20 protein-coding genes and 1 pseudogene are annotated in these 18,926 nt (G+C 71.1%); 6 read left to right on the forward strand and 15 right to left on the reverse strand.

What is annotated here, in order from left to right; all coding sequences use genetic code 11:
• Window positions 1-81 precede the first annotated feature (81 nt).
• The 4 genes from ACFWBF_RS18890 to ACFWBF_RS18905 form a co-directional block, all read right to left on the reverse strand.
• Window positions 82-408 carry a hypothetical protein gene (locus ACFWBF_RS18890; RefSeq protein WP_385602749.1) on the reverse strand — a complete coding sequence of 109 codons (327 nt, stop codon included), beginning with the start codon at window positions 406-408 and terminating at the stop codon, window positions 82-84.
• Entirely contained in the window at window positions 405-1,130 is a 726-nt protein-coding gene (locus ACFWBF_RS18895; RefSeq protein ID WP_385602752.1) for a GntR family transcriptional regulator, read from the reverse strand. Before ACFWBF_RS18895 ends, ACFWBF_RS18890 begins: the two co-directional genes overlap by 4 nt.
• Window positions 1,127-1,351, reverse strand: coding sequence for a hypothetical protein (locus tag ACFWBF_RS18900; protein WP_385602755.1), 225 nt, complete (start codon window positions 1,349-1,351; stop codon window positions 1,127-1,129). Before ACFWBF_RS18900 ends, ACFWBF_RS18895 begins: the two co-directional genes overlap by 4 nt.
• Window positions 1,352-1,602: 251 nt before the next feature.
• A complete protein-coding gene (locus tag ACFWBF_RS18905; RefSeq protein ID WP_385602758.1) occupies window positions 1,603-1,881 on the reverse strand; it encodes a hypothetical protein in 279 nt (92 codons plus the stop codon).
• A 78-nt stretch (window positions 1,882-1,959) separates the two neighbouring features.
• Here ACFWBF_RS18905 and ACFWBF_RS18910 point away from each other — a divergent pair, with 78 nt between their 5' ends.
• Both ACFWBF_RS18910 and ACFWBF_RS18915 read left to right on the forward strand, forming a co-directional pair.
• Window positions 1,960-2,715, forward strand: a complete 756-nt coding sequence (locus tag ACFWBF_RS18910) for a GntR family transcriptional regulator (protein ID WP_385602761.1) — start codon at window positions 1,960-1,962, stop codon at window positions 2,713-2,715.
• Window positions 2,716-2,765: 50 nt separating this feature from the next.
• The gene (locus tag ACFWBF_RS18915) at window positions 2,766-3,035 is read left to right on the forward strand and encodes a hypothetical protein (protein ID WP_385602764.1); all 270 of its coding nucleotides are present in this window, start codon (window positions 2,766-2,768) and stop codon (window positions 3,033-3,035) included.
• Here ACFWBF_RS18915 and ACFWBF_RS18920 read toward each other — a convergent pair.
• From ACFWBF_RS18920 to ACFWBF_RS18935, 4 genes are all read right to left on the reverse strand, one after another.
• Window positions 3,020-3,406: a hypothetical protein gene (locus tag ACFWBF_RS18920; protein WP_385602766.1), complete on the reverse strand. Its 387-nt coding sequence runs from the start codon at window positions 3,404-3,406 to the stop codon at window positions 3,020-3,022. The genes ACFWBF_RS18915 and ACFWBF_RS18920 overlap by 16 nt on opposite strands.
• 748 nt (window positions 3,407-4,154) lie before the next feature.
• The gene (locus tag ACFWBF_RS18925; protein WP_030297273.1) at window positions 4,155-4,349 is read right to left on the reverse strand and encodes a hypothetical protein; all 195 of its coding nucleotides are present in this window, start codon (window positions 4,347-4,349) and stop codon (window positions 4,155-4,157) included.
• A gap of 157 nt (window positions 4,350-4,506) precedes the next feature.
• Window positions 4,507-4,962: an HD domain-containing protein gene (locus tag ACFWBF_RS18930; RefSeq protein ID WP_385602769.1), complete on the reverse strand. Its 456-nt coding sequence runs from the start codon at window positions 4,960-4,962 to the stop codon at window positions 4,507-4,509.
• Window positions 4,959-6,350 carry a pyridoxal phosphate-dependent decarboxylase family protein gene (locus ACFWBF_RS18935; protein ID WP_385602772.1) on the reverse strand — a complete coding sequence of 464 codons (1,392 nt, stop codon included), beginning with the start codon at window positions 6,348-6,350 and terminating at the stop codon, window positions 4,959-4,961. Before ACFWBF_RS18935 ends, ACFWBF_RS18930 begins: the two co-directional genes overlap by 4 nt.
• Window positions 6,351-6,612: 262 nt before the next feature.
• Between ACFWBF_RS18935 and ACFWBF_RS18940 the strand changes: the two genes are divergently transcribed.
• The gene (locus ACFWBF_RS18940) at window positions 6,613-7,233 is read left to right on the forward strand and encodes a DUF4232 domain-containing protein (RefSeq protein WP_385602775.1); all 621 of its coding nucleotides are present in this window, start codon (window positions 6,613-6,615) and stop codon (window positions 7,231-7,233) included.
• Between the two features lie 24 nt (window positions 7,234-7,257).
• Here ACFWBF_RS18940 and ACFWBF_RS18945 read toward each other — a convergent pair whose 3' ends face one another.
• From ACFWBF_RS18945 to ACFWBF_RS18960, 4 genes are all read right to left on the reverse strand, one after another.
• The gene (locus ACFWBF_RS18945; protein WP_385602778.1) at window positions 7,258-9,621 is read right to left on the reverse strand and encodes an FtsX-like permease family protein; all 2,364 of its coding nucleotides are present in this window, start codon (window positions 9,619-9,621) and stop codon (window positions 7,258-7,260) included.
• Window positions 9,621-10,433 (reverse strand): ABC transporter ATP-binding protein, encoded by an 813-nt coding sequence (locus ACFWBF_RS18950; RefSeq protein ID WP_385602781.1) that lies wholly within the window; start codon window positions 10,431-10,433, stop codon window positions 9,621-9,623. The genes ACFWBF_RS18945 and ACFWBF_RS18950 overlap by 1 nt, the downstream gene beginning before the upstream one ends.
• 157 nt (window positions 10,434-10,590) lie before the next feature.
• Window positions 10,591-11,502 carry a hypothetical protein gene (locus tag ACFWBF_RS18955; protein WP_385602783.1) on the reverse strand — a complete coding sequence of 304 codons (912 nt, stop codon included), beginning with the start codon at window positions 11,500-11,502 and terminating at the stop codon, window positions 10,591-10,593.
• A 152-nt stretch (window positions 11,503-11,654) separates the two neighbouring features.
• Window positions 11,655-12,797 (reverse strand): PP2C family protein-serine/threonine phosphatase, encoded by a 1,143-nt coding sequence (locus ACFWBF_RS18960; protein WP_385602786.1) that lies wholly within the window; start codon window positions 12,795-12,797, stop codon window positions 11,655-11,657.
• Window positions 12,798-12,913: 116 nt separating this feature from the next.
• Here ACFWBF_RS18960 and ACFWBF_RS18965 point away from each other — a divergent pair, with 116 nt between their 5' ends.
• Window positions 12,914-14,149 carry a GNAT family N-acetyltransferase gene (locus ACFWBF_RS18965; RefSeq protein ID WP_385602789.1) on the forward strand — a complete coding sequence of 412 codons (1,236 nt, stop codon included), beginning with the start codon at window positions 12,914-12,916 and terminating at the stop codon, window positions 14,147-14,149.
• Window positions 14,150-14,196: 47 nt separating this feature from the next.
• Here ACFWBF_RS18965 and ACFWBF_RS18970 read toward each other — a convergent pair.
• Window positions 14,197-15,108: pseudogene (locus tag ACFWBF_RS18970) on the reverse strand (IS982 family transposase).
• Window positions 15,109-15,208: 100 nt separating this feature from the next.
• Between ACFWBF_RS18970 and ACFWBF_RS18975 the strand changes: the two are divergent.
• Window positions 15,209-15,751 carry a DapH/DapD/GlmU-related protein gene (locus ACFWBF_RS18975; RefSeq protein ID WP_385602792.1) on the forward strand — a complete coding sequence of 181 codons (543 nt, stop codon included), beginning with the start codon at window positions 15,209-15,211 and terminating at the stop codon, window positions 15,749-15,751.
• Window positions 15,752-15,832: 81 nt separating this feature from the next.
• On the opposite strand, the gene ACFWBF_RS18980 is transcribed toward ACFWBF_RS18975, so the two are convergent.
• A complete protein-coding gene (locus ACFWBF_RS18980) occupies window positions 15,833-16,642 on the reverse strand; it encodes an Fpg/Nei family DNA glycosylase (RefSeq protein ID WP_385602795.1) in 810 nt (269 codons plus the stop codon).
• A 66-nt stretch (window positions 16,643-16,708) separates the two neighbouring features.
• Window positions 16,709-17,194, reverse strand: a complete 486-nt coding sequence (locus tag ACFWBF_RS18985; RefSeq protein WP_385602798.1) for a ribose-5-phosphate isomerase — start codon at window positions 17,192-17,194, stop codon at window positions 16,709-16,711.
• A 218-nt stretch (window positions 17,195-17,412) separates the two neighbouring features.
• Between ACFWBF_RS18985 and ACFWBF_RS18990 the strand changes: the two genes are divergently transcribed.
• A complete protein-coding gene (locus tag ACFWBF_RS18990) occupies window positions 17,413-18,846 on the forward strand; it encodes an amino acid permease (protein ID WP_385602801.1) in 1,434 nt (477 codons plus the stop codon).
• The last annotated feature ends 80 nt before the right edge of the window (window positions 18,847-18,926 follow it).

Here is an 18,926-nt window from a genome sequence, read left to right on the forward strand (position 1 = left end):
ACCCTCTCTTCGGAGATGCTTTCACAGGCAAAGCCCCCAGAGGTCATCTGAGGGATTCGCTGACCTTCGGATTCGATGGCACTAGTCTAAAGTCGCTGACGGCTGTGAGGCGGCACCGTGCAAAGTAAGTAGGCGGTGACCTCGGCTGTTTGCCACGCGGACTGCGTCTCTAAGGGCGCGCGTCAGGTCTTGGGTCAAGAGGCGGAGTTCAGCCGGATCTAGATCATCGTCAGCGAGGACTTCGAGGGCGTGGCCCAGGAGGTCTGTACCGATGCCGAGTTGGGCGGCCTCAGCGTTGTCGGCGAGGCGGGACAGGTAGCCGGTGTTGTCGTCGGTGCTCAGGAAGCAGGGTTTACCGTCAGGGCCCGACCAGGGCAAGAGGCGCAGCTCGTTGTGGGGCGTCGTCATTCCGCCCTCCTGACCTCGGCCGTGTGGTGCGTGGTGAAGACTGCGTCGGCGCGGTCGCCCGGGAGCGCCAGGAGGGCTGCCTCGACCACTCGGCCCGTGGTGTCGGTCGCCACGCGTGTGATCGAGAGGATGGCTAGCGTCGCGCTGATGCGAAGGGTCGTCGCTTCGTCGGGAGTGGGGAGGCGGGTGCTGACCGTTTCCTGGACCACGGACAGCGGTGGGCGCAGGTCTGGCACTCGTGCGGTTAGCAGTCCTTCTGGGACGTTGGCCGGCGCCAGGTCTCGGGGGACGTAGATGCGGGCCAGGCTGTGCGGTGTTTTGCCCTCGTGGCTGAGGCAGAGGAATTCTGTCAGGGGGCTGCGGGGCGAGACCCTCAGGAGAGCGGTCAGATGGCCGTGCGCTCCGAGGTTGGTGGCGCGGATGGTGGTGTGGAGGGCCCCCTCAGCCGGGAGCGGTGTGCTCGGGGTGTGCCAGCCGCCGACGTACGTGATCCTGCGGAGGGGGTGGCGGACGAAGTTGCCGCTGCCGTGGATCTTCTCCACGAGGCCTTCGCCCTGGAGGAGCGCGAGGGCGTTCCGGAGGGTGGGTGTGCTGACCGCGTAGCGGGCGGCCAGTTGGGCTTCCGAGGGGAGGCGCTCGCCGGCCTTCAAGAGACCCTTCGAGATCTGGGCCCGGAGGTCCTCGGCGATGGCGTGGCGGCGGGACGGTGCGGGTTGGGTCACCAGTTCCTCCGCATCCGGAGGGCGATGAAGCGGGTTCGGGCGTGCATGGTCAGCAGTTCGCCCGACTCGAAGCAGAGTCGCTTAGCGCTAGCGGGGAGTTGGATCAGGTCGATAACGCGGCACGGTTGGCCGCCGATCTGGATTACGTCGCCGCGTTGGACGGTGGTCGAGGTGATCTCGACGTTCTTGGCGAGGGCGCCGCTTGGGGTCCATCGACTCACTGGGCCACCTGCCGCGGTTCGGGCCGGTCGCTGGGGGTGTGGCAGGGGCAGTCGCAGGCCTCGTAGATCACGGGTACGCCGACCGGGGCCGTGGCGGGGGACGACTGGGCGCACTCGTGGTGGGTGCCGATCGTGCACGAGCTCGACCGGTAGGGGGCGGGGGCTGGGCCGGGCGGTAATGCCTGCCGGAGGGGGCGCCCACTGGTGCGGGCGGGGATGGGGATCGTACGGTTCGACATGCTGATCAGCTCCTATTGCTGTCGGCCAGGTCCCCGGACGTCGCCCGTCGCGGGGACCGCTTTGCGTACGGCGGCCCAGAGGGTGCGGCCGGTCAAGCTGCTGGCTAGGAGCCCGAATCGGTCGGCCTCCGCCACCACTTCCAAGACCTCCCGCCATGTGGAGGCGGGCAGTGCTTCCGGTACCTCCGCTTCGATCGACGTGTAGCGGGCGTGCTCCCCTACTCGCGTGGTCAGACCCAGGGCGGACAGTCGGGCGGCGATGCTCTCGGCGCTTGATTCCGAAGCCAGCACCGAGGACCTCCGTCGCCGAGCGAACACTTTGAGTAAAGCTAGTTAACTAGATTAGAGCTAGTGGACTAGATTTTCTACATGCCTGAGCAGCCGCCTTATCTCCGTATCGCCGACGTACTTCGGCAGCGGATCGCGGAGCACGACTGGAACGTTGGCGACCGGCTGCCCTCGCGGGCGCAGATCGCCGAGGAGTGCGGCGTTGGCGAGAACGTCGTTCGTCGCGCGCAGGAGCTCTTGATCTCCCAGGGCGTGTTGGAAGGTCGCACGGGTTCGGGCACGTACGTCGCGGAGCCCCGGCGGAGGGTGCGGGTCGTTCGTTCGTCGGCTCGTGAGCAGCCGGGCGGTTCTCCCTTCCGCGCGGACATGCAGGCCTTGGGCAGGCAGGGGAACTGGGAGAGCCGGACCGAGGCCAAGGTGCCCGCGCCGGCTGAGATCGCCACGCGTCTCGGGATCGCCGTTGACGAGCTGTGCGTGCGCACGGTGTACGAGTTCCTTGCCGATGGCAGGCCAGTGCAGCTGTCGACGAGTTGGGAGCCGTACGAGCTCACCGCAGGCACACTCGTTGTCCTGCCGGAGGGTGGGCCGCACGCCGGCGTTGGTGTCGTGAACCGGATGGCCGTCATTGGGATCACGGTCAGCCACGCCGTGGAGCAGCCGGAGCCGCGGCAGGCGACCGCCGAGGAGGCGTCGCTTCTCGGTATTCAGAAGGCCGCCCTGGTCACGCACATCCGGCGGACTTACTACAGCGACCAGGGGCAGCCCGTGGAGACGGCGGACATCGTCATCCCTGCCGCACTGTGCGAGATCGTCTACGAGATCCCTGTCGGTCGCTAGCGTGCCCAGCACCACTCCGATCACTGGCGAACGCGAGAAAGGGCACTCCATTGGACGCGGAACGACTGGCCCGGATAGCCGACCTGGCCGCGACGGCACAACCCGACTGGGACGCGAGCCACAACGGCGAAGCCCTACAGGAGTACCTGAAGGGAATCGGGTGCGATGGCGTGGACGCGGTCATGGTGACCATGCGGGTCGCCGGATGCGACCTCGGCGAGGCTCAGAGGATGTTCTTCAGCGCACCCTCCCGGGCCGCGGAGCGGGACTTCCACAATGCATTCATGGACGGCCTTGAGCGGGCTCAGAGCGACGTCTGACTCCGCCGATCGGACTCCTGCGATAGGTGCCTATCGGGCATCCGTTTGCCGATGCAGGCCACCAGTGCGCCACCGTCTTCGGTGAGGAAGAACCTGAAGCCCCACGACCCATCGGGGGCTCTGACCAATCCACTGAGAATCGGCTGGGCGTGCTCGCCGAGAATCTGCACCGCACGCTCCATCCCCACGGTTTCGATGCCCCTCCACCGCAAGCTCCGAAGTCGGGTCGTAAGGACTCGGGCATGGACCTCAGAGGACACGATCCAGTCCTCCAGAACGCTGTACTCGCCGCCGCCAACGAGGGCCGCCAGAGCAGCCTTGGATGCCGCGTCGTCACCGGCCAGCAGCCGCATCAATTGTTGCCGTTCCATAGCCCCTCCCTGGCTGGCATCCTGCGATGGGGCAGCGATGTGCCGCAACCGCGTATGCCGCTCGCCGCTACTACTCCCCAGGGCCCTGGCGCCGTGTCCCCCGCGTGCCCGATCGGGCGGGCTTCGGCGGGGAGGCCCGGGGAACGTCGGGGAGACGAGCGGGAACGGGCTGGTCAGTGGGTTGGCTGGTCGGGGCGGGGGTGGGTACGCGATCTTCCAAACTAGCTACGCGGGTTCGATTCCCGTCACCCGCTCTCAAGCACTAAGGGCCAGGTCAGAGGAGTTCTCCTCGACCTGGCCCTTAGTCGTTCCCGGGCCGCCGATCAGCTCGGAGCGGGAAACCCGGAGTCTCCAGACCGCTCGCGCGCTAGGGTCCGGTTGGGAGGTGGGATGGCAGGCAAGAGCGACTGGCGGAACCACCCGCGTTGGCACCTGGTGTTCTTGGCCCCGCTGCTGATCCTCGTGATCACGGAGAAGGACCCGATCTCGCGAGCCTTTCTGGCTGCCGCACTCCTCGTGGGGGCGGTTCGCTACGGGCGCGAGTCGGTGAAGTGGGCAGACAGCAGCCAGGCACAGCCCCAACCACAGCCACAGCGGTCCGAGGGCTATCTATAACCCACGCGGGCACCCTCCGTGACCGGTCTCTGTGGGCCAGAAGGCGCCATAGAGGTGGATGGAGTTGGGGCTGGGCTACACGACATCGCGGAGCCGTCAGAAGATGTTTCCTCGACCTGGCCCTGATGCGTTTCTAGAGCTTGATGCCCGCGATGGTGTCCGCGAGGGAGTTCAGGAAACGGTTGACGTCCGGGGCGATCGAGCTGGACGCGAGGAAGAAGCCGAAGAGGACCGCGACGATCGCGGGGCCGGCCTTGATGTGGTTGCCGCGGACGAGCACCACGAGGATGACCGCCAACAGAACCACGACTGACAGCGAAATGGCCACTACTGATCACACCTTCGGTCGTCCCCTGGTCGGCCTGGGGCGCACGGCCACGCACACCCCCACATGGACCATCCTCCCACCAACGGGCCCCGGCTATCCGCCCCGTGGCGAATCGTCGTCGACACATTTCCGCCAACAACACGTGCACCGGGCATAGTCAGGGCGCGGTGAGGCCGAGCAGCGAGCGGACATAGGCGTACTTCGCGGACAGGCGCTCGCGCGTGGGGGCGTCCAGTACGGAAAGGCGCGCCGGGTTCGCGTTGTGCGCGAGGTCGGCCTCCTTGACGAGGAGGGCGCCCGGGGTGGCGAGGATGCGGGCCGCGTACTGCTCGAGCGGTTCGCCCGGGTGCTTGGTGAGGGCCAGGACCATGTCCTTGACCCCTTGCGGGACGTTCATTCCGGCGAGTCGTTCCGCGCTCAGGGCGTCGTCCTCGACGGAGTCGTGGAGCCAGGCCGCCGCCTGCTGTTCGGCGCTGCCGCCGCGGGCGCGGACGCCTTCGGCCACGGCCGCGAGGTGCTCGGCGTAGGGGCGGCCGGCCTTGTCCGTCTGGCCTTCGTGCGCGGCGCGGGCCAGGCTTTCCACCTCGGCGAGGGTGAGGGGTGGGGCCGTCACGTGAGCTCCCTTGCTGCCGTACGGAGGGCCTGCGCGGCCCGGTGTACATCCGCTTGCGTGGTACGCCAGTTGGAGAACGCGGCGCGCAGGGCGGGGGTTCCCGCGTGGACGGTGGGGGTGACGAAGACCTCCCCGGCGGCGGCTTCCCGCAGGGCCGTGAGGCGGGCCGGGGTGGGGGCCTGGGCCAGGGTGAAGCAGACGACGTTGAGGCGGACCGGGGCCAGGACGGTGAACTGCGGGTCGCCCGCGAGCTCTTCGCCGAGTGCACGGGCGCAGGCGATGTCGCGCTCGACGATCTCGCGGTGGCCTGCGCGGCCGTACGCGCGGAGCGTGAACCAGGCGGCGAGGGCGCGCAGCCGGTGGGAGTTCTCCGGGGTGAGGTGGACCAGGTCGGGGTGGTCGCCGAGGGGGCCGAGGTAGGCGGCGGAGTTCTGGAAGACGCGGGTCTGGAGGTCTCGGCGGCGGGTGAACTGCACGGCGCTGTCGTAGGGGACGTTGAGCCACTTGTGCAGGTCGACGCAGAGGGAATCGGAGGCGTCGAGTCCGGCGGTGAGGTGGGCGTGGTCCGGGGAGAGCGCGGCGAAGGCGCCGAAGGCGGCGTCCGTGTGCAGCCAGAAGTCGTGGCGGTCCTTGAGGGCGGCGACGGCGCGCAGGTCGTCGAAGTCGACGGTGTTGACGGTGCCGGCGTTGGCGACGACCACGGCCGGTCCTCGGGTGTCGGCGAGGGCCCGGTCCAGGGCGGCGGGGTCGACGGCCTCGCGGCCGGGCAGGGTCGGGACGGGTACCAGGGACTTTCGGCCGAGGCCGAGGACGGACAGGGCCTTGGCGATGGAGGAGTGGGGGGCGCCGGACAGGACGCGGACCGGGCCGAGCGCGGCCGCGCCGTCCTCGGCGGGCGAGACCCCCGCGCGTTCGCCGAGCCACTCCCTGGCGATGGCCAGGCCGGCGGTGTTGGACATGGTCGCGCCGCTGACGAAGGTGCCGGTGTGGGCGGCGGAGAGGCCGAAGAGCTCGCGGAGCCAGCCCACCGTCTCGCGTTCGAGGTCCTGGCCGGCGCCGTCGAAGGCGGAGTTGCTGTTCTGGTCGTGGGCGGCGGTCAGCCAGTCCCCGGCGAGGGCGGCGGGGGTGGCGCCGCCGGTGACGAAGCCGAGGTATCGGGGCCCGGCGGAGGCCGACAGGCGGGGCGCCCAGCGCCGCTGGAAGGCGGCCAGGGCCGCGTCGGTGCCGGCGCCGTGCTCCGGGAGGGGTTCGGGGGCCTGCGTCTGCGCCGGGGGCGGCGGTACGACGGGACGTGCGTCCAGCGTCGCGAGGGCGTCGGCGGCGGCGCGGCGGGTGGCCTCGAGGAGTTCGGGGAGGCGGGCGAGGTCGGCGGCGAGCGTGCGGTCCATGGGGGCACGGTAGATCGCCCCCCGGCGGGGTGGGCGGGCCAATCACCGCGGAGTGGCCCACGGGCGAGCCGGCGGCACGGCGGGCCCGCGAGCCAGCGGCACGCCGGGCGACCGCCCAGCGGGGCGGCGGGGGCGGCCCCCGGGCCCGGCACGCCGGTGAGCCGTGGCCCGCACGCGCCCGGTGGCGGGACGGGGCCTCGCGCCCCGCAGTCGGGCTCCGGGGCGGCCGGCCGGCCGGGGGGCGGGGTCGTAGGGTCGGGGGATGGTGACGAGGGTGTGGCTGCGGGGAGTTGGCGGGGCGTTGGTGTGGGCGGGGGTGCTGGCGGGGGTGCTGGCGGGGTGTGATGTGCCGCCCGCGCCGCGGGCCGTGTCGGAGGCGACGGCGGACGCGTCCGCGAAGGCGTCGGGGAAGCCGGGTGCCGGGGTGAGCGGGGCGGGTGAGGAGGAGTGTCCCGAGGGCGGGGTGCGGGTCCTCGAAGGGAGCGGGAACGCGGCGATGGGGCTGCGGGTGGCGGACATCCAGCTGGTCAACTGCGGTGCGCAGCCCTACGTACTGGAGGGCTACCCGGACCTCCGCGTGCTCGACGAGCAGCGCCGGCCGGTGGAAGTCGCCGTCGGGCACGGGTCGAACGGCATCTCCACCGGCAGCGGCCTCGACACGGCTCCGGAGCAGGTGACGCTCCAGCCCGGGCAGGCCGCGTCGGTGGGGCTGCTGTGGCGCAACCTCGTCACCGACTCGGCCGTGCCGGCCGCGGAGGGCTGGGTGCTGGACATCGGGCCCCGGCCCGGCGCGCCCCGGCAGACCCTGGTGCTCACGCACTCGATCGACCTCGGGAACACCGGGAAGCTCGGGGTCGGCCCCTGGGTGGCCGTCCGCCGCTGACCCGGGGCGCAGCGGTACCGCGCCCTATCCCCGCATCCGCAGGGCCCGGCGGGCCGGGAGGGTCGTGGCCGTCAGGGCCAGGGTCAGCGCGGCGGCCGCGAAGGAGCCGTACACGAGGGGCGGGACGTACGGGGAGGTGCCCGTGACCGCGTTGGTCAGCGGGATCAGTGTCGCCAGGGCGATCGCCGAGCCCAGGCCGATGCCCGCGCAGCCGACCAGCAGGGCCTCCCAGCGGAGCATGCGCAGCACCTGGCGGCGGGTGGAGCCGACGAGGCGCAGCATGCGCAGCTCGCGGCGGCGATCCAGGACGGTCATGACCAGGGTGTTGGCGGCGGCGACGGCCGCGAAGCCGCCGAGGACGGCCGCCATCGTGGTGTTGGCCCAGGCGTTGAGGTCCCGGTCCAGGCTCCGCTCCGCGGTCCAGGCCGAGGCGGACACCGCGGGGCCGAGGCCGGCCGGCAGCGGGCCGCGGACCAGGAGTTCGGTGGCCCGGCCCGCGGTGGTGTGGGGGTTCAGGTCGGCCGCCGGGAAGGTGATCTCGCCGAGGCCGAGGCCCCGGGTGTAGACCGCCACGATCTCGGGGGTGGCCCGGGTGCCGTCGGGCATGCGCAGGTCCATGTGGTCGCCGACCGAGGCGTGCGAGGTGTCGGCGAGGGTGCGGTCGACGGCCACGGTTCCGGGGGCGAGGCGTGCGAGCGAGCCCTCGCGGACGCCCAGGTCCTGGACGGCGGCGAGGTCGCCGGCCACGCCTTGGGCCGAGGCCGACCGGAGCGAGCGGCCGCCGCCCGAGCCGGCCACCACGAGGACGGAGCTGCGGGTGACGGCGACTCCGGCGCCGCTCGCCACCGCCTGCGAAGACGGGTCCGCGATGACGTGGTCGGCGAGCAGGCCCGCCTCCTGCTGCTGGCGTACGGCCCGGTCCTCGCTGGTGTGCAGGAAGACCAGGGTCGAGGAGAAGGCCATGGCGAGGACGATCGGGGTGATGGCGGAGGCCAGCCGGCGGGCGTGGGTGCGGGAGTTGGCGGCGGCCAGCGAGCCGGAGGCGCCGCCGGCGCGCAGCGGGAGTCCGATCACGGCGGCGCAGGCGCGGGCGATCAGCGGGCCGAGCAGGGCCACGGCCAGCATGAAGAGCATGACGACGCCGAGCGCGGCATTGGCGGCGTCCTCGCCGGTGGCGGTGGCGGCCAGGCCCGCGCAGGTGGCGCCGCCGGCCAGGGCGGCGAGCCCCAGCGGGGTACGGATCCAGCCCGGACGCAGGCGTTCCACGGCGGCCGCGGTGAGGGCCAGGCCGGGGCGGATGCGGGCGGGCCGGCGGGCGGCGGCCCAGCCGGCGAGCAGGGCGGCGGCGAGGCCGATGCCGGCGGCGCTGACCAGGGGGATCCAGGAGACGGACAGTTCGACCCCGTCCGGGATCGCGCCCTTGGCCTGGAGCCGTCCGAACCACCAGGAGGCGAGGGCGATGCCGGGTACGCAGCCCAGCGCGCCCGCGACCGGCGCGACGAGCAGGGCTTCGGTGGCGACCGTACGACGGATCTGGCGCGGGGTGGCGCCGATCGCGCGCAGCAGTGCGTACTCGCGGGAGCGCTGCCCGACGGAGAGGGCCACGGTCCCGGCGGCGGTGAACACGGCGACGAGGGTGGCGATGCCGCCGAAGGAGCCGCCGAGGCCGGCCAGCAGCTCCTTGGCGCCGTCCAGTCGGGGATCCACGTTGCGGGCGGCGCCGGTCAGCACCCGGGCCCGGCCGTCCAGGGCCTCCCGCGCCTTCGCGGGGTCGGCGCCGAACAGCACGATGGCGTCGAGGGCGTCGGGGTGCCCCGACAGGGCGCGGGCCTCGGCGTCGGAGAACCAGACGCCGGCCCCGGCCGTGTGGCCCACGACCCGGAACTCCCGCTTCCCGACCGGGGTGTCCAGCCGTACCTGCCGGGTGCCCGGGTCCCCGCCCAGGACGATTTCGCCCGGGGCGGCCGGCGCCCGGCCGGCGCTGAGCTTCGTACCGCTGAAGGCGGTGGAGCCCCAGCCGTACGCGTCGAGGGTGCGGCCGTCGCCCTCCCGTACGGGGAACACCACGTCCGGCACCGCCCGCCCGAGCGGGGCCAGCCGGTCCAGCAGCGCGGCGTCGACCAGGGCCCGCTCCGGGACCCGCGCATAGGTCTCGTACTCGCCCTCGCCGCTGCCCACCCGCAGGCGGGCCTGCTGGTCGGCGGCGACGACGACGGGGGCATCGGCGTACCGCGTCGGCGGGGCGCTCGCCCGCACTCCGCTCTCGAGCAGGATTCCGCAGGCGCAGACGATGGCGACGGTCATGAGCAGGGCGACGAAGGTGCCGACGAACGCGGCGGGGCGAAAGCGCACCGCCGCGCGCGCCAGGCCGTTGGGGCGCGGGAACATCAGGCGGCCACTCCCGCGCAGGAGGCGGCCGGGCGGGCGGTGAGCGTCGTCATCCGGGCGGCGATGGCCGTGGCGGGGCTGCGCGGCAGCCGGTCCGCGATCAGGCCGTCGGCGAGGAAGAGCACCTGGTCGGCGTGGGCGGCGGCGACCGGGTCGTGGGTGACCATGACGACGGTGGCGTGCAGCGAGTCGACGGCGTCCCGGAGCAGGCCGAGGACCTCCGCGGCGGTGGTGGTGTCGAGGGCGCCGGTGGGCTCGTCGGCGAAGACGACGTCGGGCCGGGTGACGAGGGCGCGGGCGATGGCGACGCGCTGCTGCTGGCCGCCGGAGAGTTCGGCGGGGCGGCGCCGGCCCTTGCCGGCCAGGCCGACGCGGGCGAGCAGGTCGGCCGCCCGGTCCCGGTCCTGGCGGCCGCCCGCGAGGCGCATCGGGAGCAGCACGTTCTGTTCGACGGTGAGCGAGGGCAGCAGGTTGAAGGCCTGGAAGACGAAGCCGAGGCGGCTGCGGCGCAGTTCGGTGAGCTGGTTCTCGTTCATGCCGGTGATCTCGGTGCCGCCGAGGCGGACGGAGCCGCCGGTGGGCAGGTCGAGTCCGGCGGCGCACTGCAGGAAGGTGGACTTGCCGGAGCCGGAGGGGCCCATCACGGCGGTGAAGCTGCCGCGCGGCAGGCTGAGGTCGATCCCGCGCAGCGCGTGCACGGCTCCGGCCCCCCGCCCGTACTGCCGCCGGACACCGCGCAGCTCGACGGCGGCGGCGGAGCCGTACGGCTCCCCCGTTCCATCGCCGCGCCGCTTGCTCCGCAGGAACCCCATGATGTGCCGCCTTCCGCTCTGCGCCATTGCCTTGGTGATGGCTTCGACGCTACGGAGGCGCGGGTGGCCGGGGCCATGGCGGAACCCGGTCGGCCCGGGGTGGGGAAAACCCCACCCCGGGCCGGGGGCACGCAGTGGAACGGTGAAGGTCCGGGCGTCAGGCGGTCTGCTCGTTGTCACCGCTCTTGAAGCGGCCGAGCACCGTGCCGTCGGCCGCGTGCAGCACCAGGGTGGAGTCCAGGCCGTAGGCGAGGTAGGCGCCCGGGTTGCCCCACGACTCGGTGCTCCAGACGGCGTGGCCGTCCTTCGAGTAGATGACGAAGTTGCCGTCGGTCTGCATCCGGGCGTACGCGCCGGGGCTGTAGGCGCCGGCCGCGGCGCGGACCTTGAACGTGTTGCGCTCGAAGACGACGAGGTAGCCGCGGTTGTCCATGGCGAGGACGCTGTTGCTCGCCGCCATCCAGGTGCCGCTCTGCAGGGTCTCGCCGGCGTTCAGCGTGGTGTCCGTCACCTGCCAGGTGTGGGTCGACCAGGTGGCGGACTCGTTCTGGCGGTAGATGACGAGGTTGGCGTCGTCCTGGAGGTCGAGGTGGCCCTTCGGGTTGCCCCAGGTGTTGGTGCTCCAGACGGCCGCGCCCTTTACCCCGTTGACGTCCTTCTTGTAGATGACGAAGTTGCCGTCGGCCTGGAACTGGGCGTAGGCGCCGTCGTTGCCGTACGTGGCGGAGGCCCACAGCTCGGCGCCGGCCGTGTGGTCCAGGACCAGGTTGCCGTCGGGCTGCATGTACAGAGCGCCGTTCGCGGTCTCGATGTACTCGTTGGACGCGATCACGTCGCCGGGCTTGAGCGAGACGGTGCCCGCCGCCGAGAAGGCGGACGCGCTGTTCGACGCCTTGGACGTGGCCTTGGCCTTGGCCTTCGCGGGCAGCTTCTTGGCCGGGATCTTGTCGGTGACCGGCTTGATGGTCTTGCCCTCGGCAGCCTGGGCCGGGGCCGCGACGATGCCGGCCGTGACGACGGCGGCGACGAGCGCGCCGGTCCATACGGCGTGCTTGCGGTTGAGAATCATGCTTCCCCCCACGGAAAGTCGTAAGAATTGAACCTGTTCGATTCAACGGTGATCAGTGTGCACAGGCCTGAGTTGAAACGCAAAGGAAATACGGCCGGCGACCGGAACGACTCTGCCATCCGCCACTGACAGTTGGTCCGCGGACCGGCCTCTCAGGCCGAGCGGCGGATGAGGAGGAGGGCGCGGTCGTCGTTGACGTCCTTGGCGACCTTTTCGATCAGGTGCCAGGCGGCGCCGTCCCAGCTGGCTGAGACGTAGCGGTCGGCTTCGCCGGTGAGGCGGTCGATGCCCTCGCTGATGTCGCGGTCCGCCGTCTCGACGAGGCCGTCCGTGAAGAGCATCAGGACGTCGCCCCGCCGCAGGTTTCCGCGGGCGGGTTCGAACTCGGCGCCGTCGTAGACGCCGAGCAGCGGGCCCTCGCCCGACTTCTCCTGCCAGCGGCCGGTTCCGGCCGAGAGCTGGAGGGCGGGGAGGTGGCCGGCGGAGAGGAGTTCGTAGTCGCCGGTCTCCAGGTCCAGGACGAGGTGGATGGAGGTGGCGAAGCCCTCGTCCCAGTCCTGGCGGAGCAGGTAGCCGTTGGCGGCGGGCAGGAAGCCGTGCGGGGGCAGTGCGCCGAGCAGGCCGCCGAAGGCGCCCGAGAGCAGCAGGGCCCGGGAGCCCGCTTCCATGCCCTTGCCGGAGACGTCGGTCAGCACGATCTCCAGGGTCCGGCCGCCGTTGGTACGGGCCGCCACCACGAAGTCGCCGGAGAAGGACTGGCCGCCGGCCGGGCGCAGGGCCATCTCGCGGTGCCAGCCGCGCGGCAGGGCGGGCAGCTTGCTCTGCACCCGGATCCGTTCGCGCAGGTCGAAGAGCATGGTTCCGCCGCGTCGCCACGGCACGCCGACGCGGCTGCGGAACTGTGCGATGACCAGTCCGAAGAACCCGCAGGCCGCGACGACCAGCACGGTGCCGGGCGTGACCCGGGCGGGCCCCTGGGTGTACGGGCCGAGGACGAGGGCCTCGACGATGAGGGCCGCGGCGGAGGCCGCGTACAGGGCGAGCAGGCTGGCGGGCCGCAGCAGCAGGCCGCCGGCGACGATCGGCAGGACGAGCGCGGCGGGTGAGAACCAGACGGGCAGCATCAGCGTGCCGAAGGCGATGGCCGGGATGGTCAGCAACAGGCCGGCGAAGGCGAGCCAGTCGGAGGCGTCCCCGCGGAAGTAGTCGACGGCGGATTTGCGCAGGGCGGTGCGGGCCCGGTGCGACAGCATGCGCGCCCGGGCCAGAAGGGGTTCCACACGTGCTCCGGCCATTGTCCGGGACCCTATCCATCCTCGCTGTGAGCGCGCAGGGGTACCCCCGCACCTGGGGTCCGTCTGCGGCGGAAAAGGCTTCGACCGGGACGGAATGCCCTGATAGGGATGGCCGTATGGCTCTTGAGATGCGCGAATTGCAAGCTGATGAGTGGGATGTCTGGTACGACCACCTGGAACTGGCGTTCGGCGGCGTGCCCGAGTCTCCCGCGGAGCGGAAACTCTACAAGTCGCTGACGGAGACGGAACGTTCTCTCGGGGTCTGGGACGGCGAAAACTGTGTGGGCTCGGCCGGCGCGTTCTCCTTCCGCCTCTCGGTGCCGGGCGGCGCGCTGGTCCCGGCCGCCGGGGTCACGATGGTGGGCGTCTCCCCCACCCACCGCCGGCGCGGGGTGCTGACCTCGTTGATGCGCCGCCAATTGGACGACGTCCGGGCGGGTGGCGAACCGATCGCCGTGCTGACGGCCTCGGATCCGGCGATCTACGGGCGTTTCGGCTACGGCACCGCGGCGTACGCCATGACCGTCGACATCGACACCACCCGGGTGGCGCTCTCCGTGCCGCCGGGGACCGACGACGTACGGCTGCGGCTCGTCGATCCGCTGAAGGCGCTGGCCGACTGCGAGCGGGTGTACGCCGAGCTCGTCACCCGGCGCCCCGGGATGCCGGCCCGGCAGCCGGGCTGGGAGCGGCTGGGTCTGCTGGACCCGGCGGCCATGCGGGAGGGCGCCTCCCCGCTGAAGTGCGTGGTGGCCGAGGGGCCGGACGGCGAGGTCGTCGGGTACGCCCGCTACCGGGTCAAGGCCGACTGGGAGCAGAGCGGTTCGGACGGCAAGGTCCGGGTCCAGCAGGTGGAGGCGCTGGATCCGGCGGCGTACGCGGCGCTGTGGCGGTACTTCTTCGACATCGACCTGACCTGGCGGGTGCAGGCGTACGGGCGGCCCGTGGACGATCCGGTGCTGCACCTGGTCAGCGACATCCGGCGGACCCAGGCCCGGCAGCGGGACGCGCTGCACGTGCGGCTGGTGGACCTGCCCGCGGCGCTGGAGGCCCGGGCGTACGGGACCCCGCTGGACGTGGTCATCCAGGTCGAGGACGCCTTCTGCCCGTGGAACGAGGGCCGCTGGCGGCTCGCTGCCGACGCCGGGGGCCGGGTCGCCTGTACGCGTACGGACGCGCCGGCGGAGCTGGAGCTGCCGGTGCGCGAACTCGGCTCCGCGTACCTGGGCGGGGTCACCCTCACCTCCCTGGCGGCGGCCGGCCGCGTACGCGAGCTGCGCCCGGCTGCGGTGGCGGAGGTCTCCCGCGCCTTCGCGGGCGACGTGTCGCCCTGGCTCCCGCACGGCTTCTAGTGCTGTGAACCTTCCGGTCACAGCACTAGATGATCAATTCCAAGGGGCTAGTGGTCGTAGTCGATCAGTGAGCGGAGGACGGGCTGGCCGGTGTGGTCGTTGTGCCAGATCGCGGCGGCCAGTGCGAGGACGCGCTGCAGGACGCGGGTGATCACGCCGGCGGGTGTGCGGCCTCGGTGCTGTTCGAGGTTGAGTTGCCCCTTGAAGGTCTCGTTGACCGACTCGATGACCTGTCGTAACGGCTTGAACAGCTGAGCGCCGGGCCGTTCCGGCTCGCCCTTGCGGGCCGGTCGCAGCAGCCGGATGTCCTGTTCGGCCAGCTGGTGCTCAAAGCGCGGCCGAAGTAGTTCTTGTCGCCGATCAGTGTCTGTCCAGGGCGGGTGGCGGTCAGGTCCGGTTCGGCGGCGAGCAGGTCCAGCAGGGTTTCGCGTTCGTCGGCCTTGGCGCCGGTCAGGGCGAACGCGACAGGCAGGCCCTGGAGGGTGCAGACCAGGTGCAGGCGCAGGCCCCAGAAGAAGCGGCTGTGGCTGGCGCAGTATCCGTACTCGGCCCATCCGGCCAGGTCTGAGCGTTTGACGGTCTTGCGGGAACGGCCGCATTCCACCGGCGTGGAGTCCACGATCCACACGTCGTCGCTCCACACGGAGGTGTCGGCGGCCAGCAGCCGGGTGACCTGCCGCAGCAGCCCGGCGGCCTTGCGCAGCGCTTGTTGTAGCCGGGCTGCTGGGGCAGGTACGGGAAGAGGTGCCGCAGGTTTACGCGGGCGTGCCGGAGCCACCTGGCCTCGGAGGTGAAGCCGAGCATGGCCTGCATCATCGCCAGCGTGACGAGTTCGGCGTCGGTGAGCTGCGGGCGATCCCCACCGCCGGACGCCATGGCGTCAGTTGCGGGCACGCTTTCAGCAGGTCATCTGTCTTCACATAGAGTGCCGTCGCGAGGGTGTCCAGGTTGTTCGTCACAAAACGATCTTGGGCGCCCTCGTTTTCATTCCCGACGGCACCCTTGACTTTGATCACCCGGGGAGTTGCCCCGTCACCGCTGCACAGAAGGGATCGCGGCATGTCCAGCGACCGTCTCATGCGCATCCACAGCGCCGAGTTCCAGGCCATGTCCGCGAGGGTCCTGCGGGTCACCGAGCTCACCTCCCGCCTGAACGTCCTGCCTTTCGAAGACGAAGCGGGCAAGGCGGAGCTGTTCGAGCAGATCCTCGGCAAGCCGCTGCCGCCGAGAGCCACGATCTATCCGCCCTTCTACACGGACCACGGCCTGAACCTCGACCTCGCCGACCGCGTCTTCATCAACCAGAACTGCACCTTCCTGGACTACGCCGGCATCCGTATCGGCGAGCGCGTGATGATCGGACCGAAGGTCACGTTCATCACCAGCGGCCACCCCGTTGATCCCGAGGAGCGGCGGCTGTACCTCACCGGCGCACCCATCGACGTCGCGGAGAACGTGTGGATCGGTGCCGGTGCCACGATCCTGCCCGGCGTCAGCATCGGCCGTGACGCCGTGGTCGCCGCGGGCGCGGTCGTGGCCGATGACGTTCCACCCGCAAGCCTGGTGACCGGCAGCAAGGCAACCGTGCACCGAAATTGGTGACCGCCCCTCGGAACCACACCAAGCCCGACTGCGGGCAGCCAGACGACCCCTTGGAATTGATCATCTAGGCGGCGGCCGGCGCTAGCGCTTCTGGCACCCCGGGCACCAGAAGAGGTTGCGGGCGGCGAGACCGGCGGTGCGGATCTCGCCCCCGCAGATGTGGCAGGGCATGTTCGCCCGTCGGTAGACGTACACCTCGCCGCCGTGGTCGTCCACCCGCGGCGGGCGGCCCATGGTCTCGGGGAGGTGCTCGTCGCGGACCGTGTCGATGCGGTTGTTCCGTACGCCCTCGCGCATCAGCGCGGCCAGGTCCGCCCACATCGCGTCCCATTCGCCGCGCGCGAGGTCCTTGCCGAGCCGGTACGGGTCGATGCCGTGGCGGAAGAGGACCTCGGCGCGGTAGACGTTGCCGACGCCCGCGACGATCTTCTGGTCCATGAGCAGCGCGGCGATGGTGGTCCGCGAGCGGGAGATCCGGGCCCAGGCGCGCTCCGGGTCGTCGCCGCCCCGCAGCGGGTCCGGGCCGAGCCGGTCGCTCACGGCCCGCTTCTCCTCGTCCGTGATCCACGCGCAGGTGGTCGGGCCGCGCAGGTCCGCATACCAGTCGTCGTTGGCCAGGCGCAGCCGGACGGTGTCGGTGGCCGGCGGGGCCGGCGCGGGGCCGAGGGCGTACTTGCCGAAGAGCCCGAGGTGGATGTGGATCCAGCCGCTGCCCTGGAAGCCCAGGAAGAGGTGCTTGCCGTGGGCGTCGACCCCGTCCAGGATCCGCCCGTCGAGCAGGGCGGCGCTCTCGGCGAACCGGCCCTGGGGGCTGCTGACGGCGACCTCCCGGCCGGCGAACCGGTGCAGGTGGTCCTCGGCGAGGCGGTGGATCGTATGCCCCTCGGGCACGGCTGTACTCCTTGAACACGAAAACGGCCGTGCCCCCGGGGATCCCGGAGGCACGGCCCGGCGGAATCAGCCCTGCGGGTGGTGGGCCGGGATCGGGGGGAGCTCGCCGGTCTGCTCGTACGCCGAGAGCATGTCGATGCGGCGGGTGTGGCGCTCCTCGTCGGAGTACGGGGTCTTCAGGAAGGCGTCGACGAAGCTGACGACCTCGTCCTCGGTGTGCATGCGGCCGCCGACGGAGATGACGTTGGCGTTGTTGTGCTCGCGGCCCAGCTCGGCGGTCTGGACGCTCCACGCGAGGATGGCGCGGATGCCCTTGACCTTGTTCGCGGCGATCTGCTCGCCGTTGCCGGAGCCGCCGATCACGATGCCGAGGCTGCCGGCGTCGGCGGCGGTCTTCTCCGCGGCGCGCAGGCAGAACGGCGGGTAGTCGTCCACCGCGTCGTAGATGTGGGGCCCGCAGTCGACGGGCTCGTGGCCGTTGTTCTTGAGCCAGTCCACCAGGTGGTTCTTGAGCTCAAAGCCGGCATGGTCGGATCCGAGGTACACGCGCATGGGTCGAGTGTGGCACGAGCGGGCCCGGCGGCCCGCAGCGGGTGTCGCGTAAGTCACTTCTAAAGCTCAAGTAAACCCAAAGAACGCAGATGGGACACCGCGGACCAAGATCCTGGACGTTCGTCCCTACGCAACGATCCGGATTGGGGTCTTCCGCCCTGCGTTCATCTCAGGTTTGAATGCCGGGGCTCGCAATCCGAGAACCTAAGGATCCGTCCATGAGCTCCACGACGACCCTTCAGAAGGCAGGCGACCCGACCGGTGAACCCGGTTCGTCCCAGCCCTCCGACGGTTTGAAGGCCGGTCTCAAGAACCGCCACCTGTCCATGATCGCCATCGGCGGCGTCATCGGCGCCGGCCTGTTCGTCGGCTCCGGTGGCGGTATAGCCAAGACCGGCCCCGCCATCCTGATCTCCTACGCGCTGGTCGGCGCGATGGTCGTCTTCGTGATGCGGATGCTCGGCGAGATGGCCGCCGCCAGCCCGAACTCGGGCTCCTTCTCCGCCTACGCCGACCGTGCGCTCGGCCGCTGGGCCGGCTTCTCCATCGGCTGGCTGTACTGGTTCTTCTGGGTCGTCGTCCTGGCCGTGGAGGCCACCGCGGGCGCCGTGATCCTCGAAGGCTGGGTTCCGGCCGTCCCGCAGTGGGCCTGGGCACTGATCGTGATGGCCGTGCTGACCGTCACGAACCTCGGCTCCGTCGCCTCCTACGGCGAGTTCGAGTTCTGGTTCGCGGGCATCAAGGTCGTCGCCATCGGCGCGTTCGTGATCATCGGCATGCTCGCCGTCTTCGGCGTGCTGCCGGGCTCGGACAACCCGGGCGCGGGCTTCGCGCACCTCACCGACGCCGGCGGGTTCATGCCGAACGGCTGGGGCTCGGTCCTGACCGGTGTGCTGATGGTCGTCTTCTCCTTCATGGGCAGCGAGATCGTCACCCTGGCCGCCGGCGAGTCCGAGGACCCGCGCCGCGCGGTCACCAAGGCCACCAACTCGGTGATCTGGCGCATCGGCGTCTTCTACCTGGGCTCGATCTTCATCGTGCTCACCCTGCTGCCGTGGAACGACAAGTCGATCGTCGAGAAGGGCTCGTACGTCGCCGCCCTGGACTCGATCGGCATCGCGCACGCCGGACAGATCATGAACGTGATCGTCCTGACGGCCGTGCTGTCCTGCCTGAACTCGGGCCTCTACACCGCCTCCCGCATGGCGTTCTCGCTGGGTGAGCGCGGTGACGCCCCGAAGGTCTTCGCCAAGGTGAGCAAGCGGGGCGTGCCGACGGCCGCCATCCTGGGCTCCGTGGTCTTCGGCTTCGTCGCCGTCTACTTCAACTACGCCTACAAGGACACCGTCTTCAACTTCCTGCTGAACTCGTCGGGCGCCATCGCGCTCTTCGTGTGGCTGGTCATCTGCCTGACCCAGCTGCGGATGCGCAAGATCCTGGTGCGCGAGTCGCCGGAGAAGCTGACCGTCAAGATGTGGCTCTTCCCGTACCTGACCTGGGCCACCGCCGCGATGATCACCTTCGTCCTGGCCTACATGGTCTACGACAAGGACAACCGCGAGACGGTCATGCTCTCCCTGCTGGTGGCGGCCGTCGTGCTGGTCATCGGCGTGGTGCGCGACGTCCGCCGCAAGGCCGCGGCGCGCGCCTAGTCCCGTAACGCCAGTCCCGTACGAACGACAGCAGCCCCGGACCGCCGCTCGCGGTCCGGGGCTGCTGCACGAGCGGGGCG

It is taken from the genome of Streptomyces sp. NPDC060028 (assembly GCF_042736725.1).
Lineage (GTDB): Bacteria > Actinomycetota > Actinomycetes > Streptomycetales > Streptomycetaceae > Streptomyces.

What these genes read in the sequence shown, in the direction of transcription:
- ACFWBF_RS18890 (WP_385602749.1), bottom strand. Translation starts at nt 408, where the DNA reads ATGACGACGCCCCACAACGAGCTGCGCCTCTTGCCCTGGTCGGGCCCT.
- ACFWBF_RS18910 (WP_385602761.1), top strand. Translation starts at nt 1,960, where the DNA reads ATGCCTGAGCAGCCGCCTTATCTCCGTATCGCCGACGTACTTCGGCAG.
- ACFWBF_RS18920 (WP_385602766.1), bottom strand. Translation starts at nt 3,406, where the DNA reads ATGGAACGGCAACAATTGATGCGGCTGCTGGCCGGTGACGACGCGGCA.
- ACFWBF_RS18935 (WP_385602772.1), bottom strand. Translation starts at nt 6,350, where the DNA reads ATGGACCGCACGCTCGCCGCCGACCTCGCCCGCCTCCCCGAACTCCTC.
- ACFWBF_RS18940 (WP_385602775.1), top strand. Translation starts at nt 6,613, where the DNA reads ATGGTGACGAGGGTGTGGCTGCGGGGAGTTGGCGGGGCGTTGGTGTGG.
- ACFWBF_RS18945 (WP_385602778.1), bottom strand. Translation starts at nt 9,621, where the DNA reads ATGTTCCCGCGCCCCAACGGCCTGGCGCGCGCGGCGGTGCGCTTTCGC.
- ACFWBF_RS18950 (WP_385602781.1), bottom strand. Translation starts at nt 10,433, where the DNA reads ATGGGGTTCCTGCGGAGCAAGCGGCGCGGCGATGGAACGGGGGAGCCG.
- ACFWBF_RS18955 (WP_385602783.1), bottom strand. Translation starts at nt 11,502, where the DNA reads ATGATTCTCAACCGCAAGCACGCCGTATGGACCGGCGCGCTCGTCGCC.
- ACFWBF_RS18960 (WP_385602786.1), bottom strand. Translation starts at nt 12,797, where the DNA reads ATGGCCGGAGCACGTGTGGAACCCCTTCTGGCCCGGGCGCGCATGCTG.
- ACFWBF_RS18965 (WP_385602789.1), top strand. Translation starts at nt 12,914, where the DNA reads ATGGCTCTTGAGATGCGCGAATTGCAAGCTGATGAGTGGGATGTCTGG.
- ACFWBF_RS18975 (WP_385602792.1), top strand. Translation starts at nt 15,209, where the DNA reads ATGTCCAGCGACCGTCTCATGCGCATCCACAGCGCCGAGTTCCAGGCC.
- ACFWBF_RS18985 (WP_385602798.1), bottom strand. Translation starts at nt 17,194, where the DNA reads ATGCGCGTGTACCTCGGATCCGACCATGCCGGCTTTGAGCTCAAGAAC.
- ACFWBF_RS18990 (WP_385602801.1), top strand. Translation starts at nt 17,413, where the DNA reads ATGAGCTCCACGACGACCCTTCAGAAGGCAGGCGACCCGACCGGTGAA.